The sequence below is a fragment of the Bacillus sp. FSL K6-0138 genome, from assembly GCF_037982765.1.
In the GTDB taxonomy this organism is placed as follows: Bacteria; Bacillota; Bacilli; order Bacillales; family Bacillaceae; genus Bacillus; species Bacillus glycinifermentans.
Map to the genome: position 1 here is coordinate 2,188,978 of NZ_CP150286.1, position 12,559 is coordinate 2,201,536.

Genomic DNA, 12,559 nt, shown 5'->3' on the forward strand with positions numbered 1-12,559 from the left:
GCCTTTATTTTCTTTTTCCGTTGTATTGGTTTATAATACATAATGCGAGCAGATGCTCCACCATAAGTTATCAGTCAGCTTTAAAAGGCAGGAGGAATAATCATGAGCGTACATATTGGCGCGGAAAAAGGGCAAATCGCGGAAACGGTGCTGCTGCCCGGAGATCCGCTTCGTGCAAAATACATTGCAGATACATACTTAGAGAATGTCGAGTGCTACAATGAAGTGCGCGGCATGTACGGATTTACGGGAACTTATAAAGGAAAGCGCGTTTCCGTGCAGGGAACGGGCATGGGTGTTCCGTCCATCTCGATTTATGTAAATGAATTGATCAACAGCTATGATGTGAAAAACTTAATTCGCGTCGGATCATGCGGCGCAATCAGAAAAGATGTCAATGTAAGAGACGTGATCCTTGCGATGACTTCTTCCACTGATTCGCAAATCAACAGGGTGGCGTTCGGACAAATCGACTTTGCTCCGTGCGCTGATTTCGGACTTTTAAAAGCGGCCTATGATGCTGCGACAAAACGGAACATTCCGGTGACGGCGGGAAGCGTTTTTACGGCTGATCAATTTTATAATGAGGACAGCCAAATCGAAAAGCTTGCCAGACACGGGGTGCTGGCGGTCGAAATGGAAACGACGGCGCTTTACACATTGGCGGCAAAATTCGGCCGGAAAGCCCTGTCGATTTTAACGGTCAGCGACCATGTCATTACAGGAGAAGAAACGACGGCTGAAGAAAGGCAGACGACATTTAATGACATGATTCTGCTTGCATTGGACACCGCCTTATAATTTTCAGCGAGAAAAAGGAAGGATATGAAATGAACAGAAAGTACAAATACGCATCGATTGCATCTCTATTAAGCGCAGCGGTTTTGCTGGGCACAGGATGCTCGATGACAGAACAGAAGCAGCCGGATACAACGAATACGAAAAACGTATCTAACGTGAACAAAGAGCAAAAGACGGACAGCCCGAAAAGCGATCTCAGCGATCAGGAATTTGTGCTTGAAAGCAAATATTTCAATCAACTCAAAGAAGTCAACGGTCTGCCGACCATTCAAAATCCGGAAAACATACTGGCGCTTGTCAATAAAGAATACGCGCTCCCGGGAGATTACAAACCTGCGGATTTAACGGTGCCGAACGTTCAGTTCTCCTTTAAGGAGGATATCGAAAAACGCTATATTAGGAAAGAAGCGGCAGATGCGCTGGAAGACTTGTTTAACGCTGCAAAAAAACAAGGCTATGAGCTTGCAGCCGTTTCCGGATACAGGTCATACGACAGACAAAAAACGATCTATGACAACGAAGTGAGCTTAAAGGGCGAGAAGAAGGCGAAAGAAGCCGTGGCGTATCCGGGAGAGAGCGAACACCAAACCGGGCTTGCGATGGATATTTCCTCAAAGAGCATGGGCTATGCCCTCTCTCAAGATTTCATCAACACAAAAGACGGCAAATGGGTGGATGAAAACGCCTATAAATACGGTTATATCATCCGTTATCCTAAAGGGAAGGAAAGCATCACGAAATATGAATATGAACCATGGCATCTCCGCTATGTCGGCAAAAAGGCTGCCAAAGTCATAAAAGAGCATAATCTGACGCTTGAAGAGTACTTTAAAAAAGTGAAGAAAATATAAAAAAAGGCTTTCGCGCTTGGCGCGAAAGCTCTTTTTTGTGAGACAGCGCGGCGAAAACCAAAAAGGCCGAGTAATACCGGCCTTTTTGACTTACCAGAAAAATAAGCCTCCAAGCGCAATGCCGGTGATCAAGCCGAGACCGATGCCGTAGGCAGCACCCCAGCCCCATCCCCAGCCTCCCCACCAGCCGTAGCCGTAACCGGGAGCACCTCTTCTGATCATCGGGGAGATAAATACTTTTTGCGGCGTGACGCGGACGATTCTGCCGACATGGAAGCGGCCCCTTCTATCAGTGATTCTGGCCACTTTGCCGACATTCTGATTGCAAATTCTATAGTAACGCTCCATTTACATGCTCCTTTCATCTAGTATGCTCTCTATTTCAGCATATGGCGCAATTGATAGAAAAGGTTGGACGAAAGAAGCAAGACAAACGCTGGTTTATGGACGGCACACAAAAATAATAGGATTGAGAGCCCCCTGATATGTTGCCAGCAGTTGCTGATGTTTTTCCATTGTTTTATAGGTTTTTTCCGGAATGTCAGGCGACAGGTTCATCTCTGTCACGCTATCTTCAGGATCGGCTGCCTCCAAGGCAGCGCCGATCGTCTCGATCTGCGAAAAACCGGAACCGCGGAGTACGCGCAGCCAATCGTCTTCCGTGTACAATGCGGTAAATCCGTAAAAATCGCTGATTTCTTTTTTCTCTTCCTTTGAAAGACTGTCATCGGCGAGAGACACTTCAATACAGACGAGCTTTCCGTCAGGCTTCAAAATCCGGCGGATTTCCGCGAGTGATGAAGCAATGTCTGTAAAGCTTAATACGGATTCCGACAATACACAGGCAAAGCTGTCAGATTCAAACGGCGTTTTTTCAATTTGAGAATGTACGACAGGGATGGACAAGTCTTCATCCGCAAATCTTTTTTTCGCTTTACAGATCATGACCGCGTCTGAATCAAGAGCGGTCACAGGAAACAGAAGATGTCCCAAGTATGCTGCGGTCTGGCCCGTACCGCAGCCGGCGTCAAGAATCGGGAGTTCAGGATCGATATCGGCTTTGGCGAGGACGGCCTTCGTCAGCGCCATGCCGCCCGGATGAGCGCCGGAAACGCCGAAATAAGCCAGCATGTCTAAATAATCGCTCAAAATTAAATCCCTCCTTTTTGTATGCATATGCGACATAAACATATCGGTTTAACGCCGGAGGGCCGGAAATCGCCCAATTTCAAGTAATCCGAGTTGACGAATAAAGAATCGTCCGTGATAATATGGTAAGAAGAAAAGGTGGTGTTCGTTTGAAACAGCAGTTAAAACTATTTTTGATCGTACTCGTTACGGCTGTCGCCGCATCGGCGCTCACGCTTTTTATAGTGGGCAAAGGGAACGGCGGATCCGCTTATTCCTCGGCGGACAGCGAAAAATTTGAGAAGCTGATGGCCGCTTACGACAAGATCAAGAGCGATTATTACAAAAAAGCCGACGATGAAAAGCTCACAGACGGGGCGATAAAAGGAATGCTTGAGGCTTTGGGTGATCCATATTCTACATACATGGATAAAAAAGAAGCGCAGTCTTTCGAGGAAAGCATTACTTCTTCTTTTGAAGGAATCGGCGCCCAAGTGGAAGAAAAAAATGGACAAATCTTAATCGTCGCGCCGATAAAAGGCTCCCCCGCAGAAAAAGCGGGCTTAAAGCCGCATGACGAAATTCAGAAAGTCGACGGCAAAAGCGTCAAAGGAAAGACCGTCAATGAAGCAGTTGCGATGATTCGCGGCAAAAAAGGCACGGATGTCAAGCTTGTGCTGAAAAGGGAAGGCGTCGGTGAAATCGATGTCACCATTAAGCGGGATACGATACCGGTCGAAACGGTTTATTCAAAAATGATCGACGGCAATATCGGTGAAATCCAAATCACGTCATTCTCTGAAAATACGGCAAAAGAACTGACAAAAGCGATTGACGATTTGACCGAAAAAGGAGCGAAAAGGTTCGTTTTAGATCTTAGAGGAAACCCTGGCGGTTTAATGGATCAGGCGATTACGATGAGCAATCTGTTTGTCGACAAAGGCAAGACGATTATGCAGGTGGAACCGAAAAACGGAACGAAAGAAGTATACAAAGCCGAAAATGAACGCAAAGTGACCAAGCCGACCGTTGTCCTTGTAAACGGCGGAACGGCGAGCGCGGCGGAAATTATGGCGGCAGCACTTCACCAGGCTTCAGGCATCCCGATTGTCGGCGAAAAAACGTTCGGAAAAGGAACCGTCCAAAATGCGGAAAACTTCTCTGACGGATCTACCGTGAAGCTGACGATCGCCAAATGGCTGACGCCGAACGGAAACTGGATTCATGAGAAAGGGATCGAACCGCAATACAAAGCCGAGCTTCCTAGCTATGCCAAACTGCCGTATCTCGATCCAAAGAAAAAGTATCAGTCAGGCAGCACGGGTGACGAAGTAAAAGTTGCCCAAAAAATGCTGAAGGCTCTCGGATATAATGTAAAACCAACGGGCTCGTTCGACGATCAGACGGTTCAAGCCGTTAAAGCGTTCCAGAGCGATCAAAAGCTCAAAACGACAGGAATCATAACCGGAGAAACGACGAGCGGAATGACGGTAAAGCTTCAGGATAAGCTTTCAAAACACGATACACAGCTCGAAAAAGCGATCGAGATCGTCAAAAAGGAAAAATAAACAAAACCCTTACGCTTTTAAAGGCGTAAGGGTTTTTTCATTAGGCGCTTTTTTGTACATTGTTCTTCTTGTCAAACAGATAGCTGATGACGGAATTCGATTTTACGCGTTTTACGAACAGCGGATTAAGGATCACGACGGACAGGAGGTTGGCCGCAAGTCGCAGAAGCCTTCGTAAATCCCGAAGGATGCCTTGGTCGAATACACCGTAAATGTAACGGCAAGGCCGATCAAAAGTCCGATGATGGTCGCTTCTTTTGTCTGATTTCTCCAGAATAAGCTGATGACGATCGCCGGGAAAATCTGCACCATGCCGGATACGCCGAGGAGCTGAAGCGTCACAAGCGCCGCCGGGAACAGCATGCCGAATATAAGCGCAAGGCCGATGACGACGAATACCATGGAGCGGGTGACCAATGTCAATTTGCTCCCTGACACACCGGGATTGATCAAATCACGGTATAAATTGTTGGCAAACAAATTGGAAGCGCCGATCGCCATAATCGAACACGGAATGAGACTCGCCAGGGCGATGGTTGAATAAGCAAGGCCTTGGGTGACACCTCCGTAAGAGCTTTGAATCAAATAAAGCAGCGCAAGTCTCGGATTGATGCTGTCCGGAAGTACGAGAAACGCGATGAAGCCGAGAAAGATCACCAAAATCAGCACGATGTTGTAAAGCGGCAGAAACATGCTGTTTTTCCTGAGGGCATCGGCGCTGTTCGCCGTGAATACCCCTGTTGCCGCATGCGCCCACATAAATAAAGCGAGGGCGGACACGATGGAAGCGGTGATGAACCAGGAAATCCCTTTCGGACCGTCTGCAGGAATCGTCAGCATGTGCGGCGCTTCACTTGCGAGCTTTTCAATCATAGGCGTCCAGCCGTTGAAATGGATGAGCGGCAATGAGACGACCATAAACAGCATCATCACCCAAACTAAAATATCTTTTATAATAGCGGTATATGTAGGCCCTTTGATGCCGCTGAAAAACGTATAAAGCGCGACAAGAATAAAAGAAATGATAACGACGGCTTTGACGTTGATATAACCTGTTCCCGCGACCTGAAGCGTATCCTGAATTCCGCTGAGCTGCAGGCAAATGTACGGAATCAGCATCAGGACGCCGACAATCGCGACAAGCGATGACAGCAATTTGCTGCTGAAGCGTTCTCTCGCGTAATCGGCGAGCGTCGTTAATTTATGCTCCTTTGCGACATGCCACAGTTTCGGCAGAAAGAAGTATGCGATAAAATACGCCAAAACCGAATAAGGGATCGCAAAGAAAGCTACGCTTCCGCCCGTAAAAGCGGTGCTTGTCAATCCTAAAAATGTGTAGGCCGTGTATAAGTCGGCACCGACGAGGAACCAAACGAGAAGCCCTCCGAAACGCCTGCCTCCGACAGACCATTCTTCAACCGATTTGCGCGACTGCTTGTTGCTGCCGGCAAGAAATCCGATACAGACAACGGTCAGGATAATGCCGGCCGTTATCAAAAGCGCTGTTACATTTCCTTGCATTATTCATAACCTCCGTTTTTCTTTTCCAATTTATAAACGGTAACCGTAATCACTGGCGTCACAACGATCCATAATGCGAGCCAAAAATGGAAAAACGGAAGCCCGAACAATATCGGCTGGATCCTGTTTACGAAGGGAAGCAAAGCAAGCTGGCCGATAAAAGGGATGATGAATAGAATGAAAATGAAAAACCGTTTATTCACCTTTTTTCCTCCTTGAACGATTTTAATGTTCATTATCATAGCAGTTGTCAGATTCAATCACAAGATAATTATTAGAAAAAAGTGATTTTTTAAATTATTAAAACAATTCATCTGCCTTGCAGAAGCGGAAAAATAACATTACAATAATTAATATCTTGAATTCGAGATAAAAGGAGAATCACGATGAAAACAAAAGGACTGCACCATGTCACGGCATTTGCGAGAGACCCTAAAGTGAACCTGTCATTTTATACGGAGGTATTGGGTCTGCGCCTCGTCAAAAAAACGGTTAATTTTGATGATCCCGGCACCTACCATTTTTACTTCGGAAATGAGACCGGAGATCCAGGCACGATTTTAACGTTCTTTCCGTTCCAGGGAAGCATGAAGGGTACGGTTGGAAACGGACAGGCGGGAAGGATTGATTTAGCGGTTCCGAAGGGCGCTCTTCCCTTCTGGAAGAAGCGGCTCGCAGATCTCGGCATAGATGTTCGGGAAACCGTGCTTTTTAAGGAGAATGTGCTTCTTTTTCAAGATGCTGAAGATCTTCAGCTTTCCATCACAGAAGACGGCGAAAGCGGGCAAAACACGCGGGAAGCGGCAGGCATCCCGACGCATTATGCGATCACCGGCACAAAAGGTGTGACATTGAACAGCTACCGGCCGGAGGCGACGATCCGTTTTTTGGAGGAGCAATTCGGCTATCGGAAAGCAGGCGAAGACGGGGATTACGTCCGGCTGGAGATCGGCGGAACGATCGGAAACCGCCTGGATGTCAAAGTCAATGGGCAAACGAGGGGCATCGGCGGTTACGGCACGATTCACCACGTTGCTTTCAGAACGACCCGAGAAGAACAACAAGAATGGAAAAAGCTGCTTCAAGAAAGCGGATTTTCTGCCTCGGAGATTCTCGACCGCCAATACTTCACGTCGATATACTTCAGGGAACAAGGCGGCATATTATTTGAAATGGCGACAGATGAGCCGGGCTTTCTCGTTGACGAAGGCCTCGCGGATCTCGGGACATCGTTAAAGCTGCCGGACTGGCTTGAACAGCACCGCCGCCAAATCGAAGGCGTTCTTCCAAAATGGGAATAGGGGGGAGTACGAATGAACCACATATTTGAAAGAGGGCAATCAGATGTTACACTGCTGCTTTTGCACGGAACAGGAGGGAACGAACACGACCTTTTGCCGATCGGCCGCATGGTCGATCCTGATGCCAATTTGCTCGGCGTCAGAGGAAATGTCCTGGAAAACGGCATGCCGCGCTTTTTTAAGCGTCTGAGAGAAGGCGTTTTTGATCTGGAGGACTTGTTCGAAAGGACGGAGGAGCTGAAAGCCTTTCTTGATCAGGCTGCCAAAGAGCTTGAATTTGCCAGGGATAAAGTGGTGGCGATCGGATATTCAAACGGCGCCAATATCGCCGGAAGTCTGCTGTTCCGCCACGGGCAGGCGCTAAAAGGTGCCATCTTGCATCATCCGATGGTTCCGTTCAGAAACACCGCGCTCCCCGATATGACGGGGGTGCCGATATACATCGGCGCAGGAAAGATGGACCCCCTCTGCCCGCCGGATGAAACAAAAGAGCTTGAGAGCTTATTCAAAAAGGCCGGGGCGGATGTTTCGCTTTATTGGGAAGACGGCGGACATCAGCTTACACATCGGGAAATCGAACAGGCAAAAAGCTGGTATGAAACACATATAAAAGCAAAAAAATAAACCTTAGTCCTTCAAGGACTAAGGTTTTCTCTATGTTACAGCCATGTTGAAACTTCTGAAACTTCGAAGCGGGTGCTCTTGTGAGCCGGCTTGACCGGTTTTCCGATCGAAATCAGCATGACCGGTACATAGCGATCATCAATTTGAAATTCTTTAACAAATGCCTCTTTGTCAAAGCCTCCCATTGCGCATGTGTCATAGCCTTTTGCTTTCGCGGCGATCATCAGCTGCATAGCTGCGAGCGATGCGTTTGTAAAGGCGGCGTCTCTGGCAAAAGCGCTGCTTTGGTAGGCCCCGTTAATTTGGGAAAGCAATGTGTTTTTAATGTCCTCTGTCATAAATCCAGCTTCTGTTAAAGGACCGTAAACGGCTTCACCGTTCAAATTCGCCTTTAGGTCTCCCAATACGGCGACGACTGCGGATGCCTGGGAGACTTGCTTTTGATTGTAGGCGATCGGAAGCAGTCTGTCTTTTGCTTCCTGGCTGTGGAATACGGTAAAATGCCAATGCTGAAGGTTCCAGGCTGACGGAGCTTTCGTCGTGACGGAAAGCAGATCTGTCAGTTCCTCTTTTGAAATGGAGACATTTGTGTCATATTCTTTAATCGAAGTACGTTCTGTCAATACTTTAATCGTGCTGTTTTCTGATGCAGACATGTGACTTCCTCCTTTGGGATAAACGTGTTATGATAGAATCAGATAAAAAGTTAGAAACTTACTTTTTGTAACTTCAAAGAGTATTCTAATGTTTCAACTTATATTTGTCAACAGGATATGGAGGGGTGAGAGAATTGGGGTTTACAATGTGTCCTAAAATGGAAGCCGCCTTTTCTTTGCTCGGCAAAAGATGGAATGGACTGATCATTCATGTGTTGCTGGATGGACCGAAACGGTTTAAGGATTTAACCGAGATGATACCGATGATCAGCCAAAAAATGCTGGCTGAACGTTTGAAAGAACTGGAGCATGGCGAAATTGTCGAAAGACAGGTTCTGCCTGAAACGCCTGTTAAAGTGATTTATCAATTGACGGAAAAAGGCAATGCGCTCGAACCTGTTTTAAAAGAGATACAAAATTGGGCTGAACATCATTGTGATGCAGAAGGGGGACGCGAGAAGTGACCGGAAAACAAGCTGCGGTTATCACCGGAGGCGCAGGAGGAATCGGAAAAGAGCTTGTTGCAGCATACGCAAAAAAAGGCTATGACGTGCTGTTTGCCGATGTTCTGGAAGAACAGGGCAGGCAATTGGAACACGAGCTGTCTGTATCCGGATTGCAGGTTCAGTTTGTACCAGCAGATGCAGCGGAAGAAGAGGACGTCAGACACCTGATGGATGAGGCTGTCAAAAACGGCCGCACGCTTTCCGTTCTGATTAATAACGCCGGAAAATCGGTCTGGAAATCACCGTATCATCTGACATCTGAAGAATGGGACGATGTCTTGAACGCCAACTTGAAAAGCGTGTTTCTCTGCTCTAGGGAAGCGGCAAAAAAAATGAGGGAGAACGAAAACGGGGGCGCCATTGTCAACATGTCTTCGACGAGAGCTTTTATGTCTGAACCGGACAGCGAAGCCTATGCTGCGTCAAAAGGCGGGATCATTGCTTTAACCCATGCTCTCGCTGCGTCGTTAAGCAAGGATTCGATCGTGGTCAACAGCATTTCCCCGGGATGGATCGAAACAGAGCATTATGGCGGGCTGCGAGACATTGATCACGAGCAGCATTTTTCCAACCGGGTCGGCCATCCGCTTGATATCGTCAAAGCATGCTTTTATTTAACCGATCCGGACAACCGGTTTGTCACCGGTACGAACGTAACGGTTGACGGCGGAATGACCAAAAAAATGATCTATGAAGAATAGCCGGCGCCCAAGCGTTTCCCAGCTTTATGAATACCTTGGCTATAGGCAGACATAAAGGAGGATAAATGCCGATGTACCCTCATATGCTTTATGGATATTCGAGATCTTACCCTGCCGCATATCCGGCGCGGTCTCCGTTTTTCTGGATCGGAGCGCCGCTGATCGGCGGATTAATCGGCGGATTTCTCGGAAGCGCGCTTTTTAACTTTCCAAGGCCGTACGCATATCCGCCTTATGCAGGCTATGGAGGGCCAGTGCCGTACGCGGGCTATGGAGGAGCACAGCCCTACGGAGGTGCCATTGCACCCGCGTCTTCCTACGGCGCCGCACCATACGCAGCGCAGCCTTACCAAGGCGTTCCAGGCGGAGTTGTTCCATATTATCGATAAAAAATGAATGTTCCCAAGTTGTTAAAGCCAAACGGCGGCCTAAGCGCGGGATGTTCCGCCCTCAGGCCGCCGTCTTGCTGTCTATTTAGTCGGGAAACTGGACCTTGCCGGAAACCATGTATGCTTCTGATGTACCGTTTTCGGGAAGCTTTGGTATCGTGTCTTTCACGACTTTTCCGCGGATATCGGTGATTCTCACTTTCAGAGAGCCTGTCCCTAAATTGGTGCTGACGAAATGGTTGTAGTCCGTCTTCTCCATGTTGATCCACTTTCCGCCTTTGTAGTATTCCATTTTCATGACAGGATACTTGTGGTTTCTCACTTGGATCGCCGCCCACCACCGGCTGCTGCCTTCTTTGATCCGATATGTGAAGTTGCCTTTGATTGGCGCTTTGACGACACGCCATTTAATGTTGATTTTTCCGTCTTTCATATCGCCGATTTCCCGGAAGGCGTTAGGCGACAGGTCGAGGGCGCCGGGTGCTCCTTCAGGGTACAGGTCGGTGACGTAGACGGTCGTTTTTCCTTTCGGCCCTTCCACTTGCAGGTAGGCGCCGGCCAGAGCGGCTTTTACGCCCTTATAGTTAAGATCGGTCGGGTTTAACGCAGTGATCTTCATATTGGAAGGGATGGGGTCAAGAAGCAAAGCTCCTCCCGAATAGCCTGATCCCGTATAGGTTGCATAGCCTTTGTGAAGGTCGTTGTATGCAGCCGAAGCCTGCGGTGAAAAACAAAGGATTGTCAAAACGATAGTGCTGATAAAAGTGATGATCTTTTTCTTCATATACATCCTCCTTTAATTGAGAATCTTTATCATTATAACGGCCGGCCGGTACGGATCGAAAGAGGAAATAGATACATAGATTTTTTAAGACGGATAGACTACAATATACAAATCAAAGGGCATGGTTTGAAATGGCCAGGCAAAAGAGATGATAGACTGGAAGCGCTAGTGTTAATATGATTTAGTGGACAGCGGTAAAGGATGACGGCAAAGAAAAACGGCCCGCTTTTTCCAAACCGGCCGTTTTCAATACGTAATCTCGACTTCAGACAGGTTGAAGTCTTCATTTTTCAAAAACATCACCTCTAAAATGCCGTCCTTAAATACGGCTTTTGTACCTTTTCTGCGTACAAGAGAGGGGAGAATGACTTTTTTGTGCTGCCCTGTTTCAGGGTAGTTTTCTATGATCAGGGTTTGTGAAGTATGTTTAATTTTCAGGGGGTTAAGCTGTTCTCTTGTAAGCGGAATTTTAACGAATACGTGGCTGGTCGTTTCAAAGACGTCAATCTGTTCGGTTTCGTCTGCTGCCGGCGTTTCTTTTGCAAGAGGGTCACGAAAAGGAAACTGAGCCGAGTACCCCGGTCCAAAAACGCTTTTCATTACTTGGTTAATATAGTGTTCAACATCTTTCGGGTCGGCGTTTTTTAAGCCGTCTTTGGAAAATGGCTGCTGAAAAGGAAAAAAGCGCTGCCAATCAAACACAGGTCACACTTCCTTTCTCATAGACGGTACAGTATATGCCTCTGAGATAAAAAGCGTGCGACGTGATGAAGGAAGAAAGGAAGAGGATGTATTATGAATCATTCAACTCAAACGAAAGGGATTATGTATACGGCATGTTCTTATTTGCTATGGGGGCTGCTCCCTTTGTACTGGAAAGTTCTCGAACAGACAGCAGCCCTTGACATACTGGCTCACCGCATCATCTGGTCGTTCGTCTTTATGTGCGGCGTTCTGCTGTTTTTGCGGCAGTGGAAAGACGGCATCACCGCTTTCCGGGCGCTTCTCGGAAACAGAAAAGCCCTTGTGACGCTGATATTTTCTGCCGTGTTGATCACAGCCAATTGGTATGTCTACATATGGGCGGTAAATCACGGCTATATTCTTGAAGCGAGTCTCGGCTATTATATCAATCCGCTCGTTTCCATTTTGCTCGGGATCGTCTTTTTGAAGGAAAAACTGTCGCGAATGCAGACTGTAGCAGTTCTCATTGCGGCTGGCGGCGTATTGATTTCTGCTTTTCAATACGGTTCTGTGCCGTACATCGCGCTTGCACTGGCTTTCAGTTTCGGCCTTTACGGTCTGGCCAAGAAAAGAACGCAGCTTTCGAGCGCCGTCGGGCTGACACTGGAAACGATGGTTATCGCACCCGCAGCACTTGTCTATTTGTTGTTCTTTAGCGCTTCGGGTCAAACACATGCAGCATCAGCGGATATCGGAACGGTGATTTTGCTGTTTTTGGCCGGCGTGCTGACTGCCATACCGCTTCTTTTATTTGCAGAAGGAGCGAAAAAGCTCCCGCTGTACCAGGTCGGAATTTTGCAGTATATTGCGCCGACGATTACGCTATTCTTAGGCATTTTTGTTTACCATGAACCGTTCAGCAGCGAAAAAGCGTTTACGTTTTCATGCATATGGGCGGCGCTTGTTTTGTTTACCATGTCCCAGTTCAAATGGAAAAAGCAATCAAAGGTATTTCTCAAAAGAAAAAAATCGTATCATTCATAAG

General features: G+C 47.4%; 14 protein-coding genes and 2 pseudogenes. 9 read left to right on the top strand and 7 right to left on the bottom strand.

Features of this window, described 5'->3' with window-relative positions; all coding sequences use genetic code 11:
- Positions 1 to 102: 102 nt before the first annotated feature.
- Together deoD and MHB78_RS11650 are read left to right on the top strand one after the other, a co-directional pair.
- Positions 103 to 801 carry a purine-nucleoside phosphorylase gene (gene deoD, locus MHB78_RS11645; protein WP_046129579.1) on the top strand — a complete coding sequence of 233 codons (699 nt, stop codon included), beginning with the start codon at positions 103 to 105 and terminating at the stop codon, positions 799 to 801.
- Between the two features lie 29 nt (positions 802 to 830).
- Positions 831 to 1,652 carry a M15 family metallopeptidase gene (locus tag MHB78_RS11650; RefSeq protein WP_046129578.1) on the top strand — a complete coding sequence of 274 codons (822 nt, stop codon included), beginning with the start codon at positions 831 to 833 and terminating at the stop codon, positions 1,650 to 1,652.
- A gap of 90 nt (positions 1,653 to 1,742) precedes the next feature.
- On the opposite strand, the gene MHB78_RS11655 is transcribed toward MHB78_RS11650, so the two are convergent.
- Entirely contained in the window at positions 1,743 to 2,000 is a 258-nt protein-coding gene (locus tag MHB78_RS11655) for a hypothetical protein (protein ID WP_046129577.1), read from the bottom strand.
- Positions 2,001 to 2,093: 93 nt separating this feature from the next.
- The gene (locus MHB78_RS11660) at positions 2,094 to 2,801 is read right to left on the bottom strand and encodes a methyltransferase domain-containing protein (protein WP_046129576.1); all 708 of its coding nucleotides are present in this window, start codon (positions 2,799 to 2,801) and stop codon (positions 2,094 to 2,096) included.
- Positions 2,802 to 2,950: 149 nt separating this feature from the next.
- On the opposite strand from MHB78_RS11660, the gene MHB78_RS11665 reads away from it, so the two are divergent.
- A complete protein-coding gene (locus MHB78_RS11665; RefSeq protein WP_046129575.1) occupies positions 2,951 to 4,348 on the top strand; it encodes a S41 family peptidase in 1,398 nt (465 codons plus the stop codon).
- 40 nt (positions 4,349 to 4,388) lie between these two features.
- Here the strand turns inward: MHB78_RS11665 and MHB78_RS11670 are convergent.
- Positions 4,389 to 5,869, bottom strand: a pseudogene (locus MHB78_RS11670) (sodium:solute symporter).
- A complete protein-coding gene (locus tag MHB78_RS11675) occupies positions 5,869 to 6,072 on the bottom strand; it encodes a DUF3311 domain-containing protein (RefSeq protein WP_046129574.1) in 204 nt (67 codons plus the stop codon). The pseudogene MHB78_RS11670 and the gene MHB78_RS11675 overlap by 1 nt, the downstream one beginning before the upstream one ends.
- Before the next feature lie 183 nt (positions 6,073 to 6,255).
- Here MHB78_RS11675 and MHB78_RS11680 point away from each other — a divergent pair, with 183 nt between their 5' ends.
- Together MHB78_RS11680 and MHB78_RS11685 are read left to right on the top strand one after the other, a co-directional pair.
- Positions 6,256 to 7,170: a ring-cleaving dioxygenase gene (locus MHB78_RS11680; protein WP_046129573.1), complete on the top strand. Its 915-nt coding sequence runs from the start codon at positions 6,256 to 6,258 to the stop codon at positions 7,168 to 7,170.
- 12 nt (positions 7,171 to 7,182) lie between these two features.
- Entirely contained in the window at positions 7,183 to 7,794 is a 612-nt protein-coding gene (locus MHB78_RS11685) for an alpha/beta hydrolase (RefSeq protein WP_046129572.1), read from the top strand.
- 35 nt (positions 7,795 to 7,829) lie between these two features.
- On the opposite strand, the gene MHB78_RS11690 is transcribed toward MHB78_RS11685, so the two are convergent.
- Positions 7,830 to 8,450, bottom strand: a complete 621-nt coding sequence (locus MHB78_RS11690) for a nitroreductase family protein (protein WP_046129571.1) — start codon at positions 8,448 to 8,450, stop codon at positions 7,830 to 7,832.
- A gap of 134 nt (positions 8,451 to 8,584) precedes the next feature.
- Between MHB78_RS11690 and MHB78_RS11695 the strand changes: the two genes are divergently transcribed.
- The 3 genes and pseudogenes from MHB78_RS11695 to MHB78_RS11705 all read left to right on the top strand — a co-directional run.
- The gene (locus MHB78_RS11695) at positions 8,585 to 8,914 is read left to right on the top strand and encodes a winged helix-turn-helix transcriptional regulator (RefSeq protein ID WP_046129570.1); all 330 of its coding nucleotides are present in this window, start codon (positions 8,585 to 8,587) and stop codon (positions 8,912 to 8,914) included.
- Positions 8,911 to 9,657, top strand: a complete 747-nt coding sequence (locus MHB78_RS11700; RefSeq protein ID WP_046129569.1) for an SDR family oxidoreductase — start codon at positions 8,911 to 8,913, stop codon at positions 9,655 to 9,657. The genes MHB78_RS11695 and MHB78_RS11700 overlap by 4 nt, the downstream gene beginning before the upstream one ends.
- A 71-nt stretch (positions 9,658 to 9,728) precedes the next feature.
- Positions 9,729 to 9,953: pseudogene (locus tag MHB78_RS11705) on the top strand (hypothetical protein); the annotation flags it as partial.
- A 178-nt stretch (positions 9,954 to 10,131) separates the two neighbouring features.
- Here MHB78_RS11705 and MHB78_RS11710 read toward each other — a convergent pair.
- On the bottom strand, positions 10,132 to 10,830 hold the full coding sequence (locus MHB78_RS11710) for an expansin EXLX1 family cellulose-binding protein (RefSeq protein ID WP_046129567.1): 699 nt from the start codon (positions 10,828 to 10,830) through the stop codon (positions 10,132 to 10,134).
- Between the two features lie 246 nt (positions 10,831 to 11,076).
- A complete protein-coding gene (locus MHB78_RS11715; RefSeq protein WP_046129566.1) occupies positions 11,077 to 11,532 on the bottom strand; it encodes a hypothetical protein in 456 nt (151 codons plus the stop codon).
- A 93-nt stretch (positions 11,533 to 11,625) separates the two neighbouring features.
- On the opposite strand from MHB78_RS11715, the gene rarD reads away from it, so the two are divergent.
- A complete protein-coding gene (gene rarD, locus MHB78_RS11720) occupies positions 11,626 to 12,558 on the top strand; it encodes an EamA family transporter RarD (RefSeq protein WP_046129565.1) in 933 nt (310 codons plus the stop codon).
- Position 12,559 lies beyond the last annotated feature (1 nt).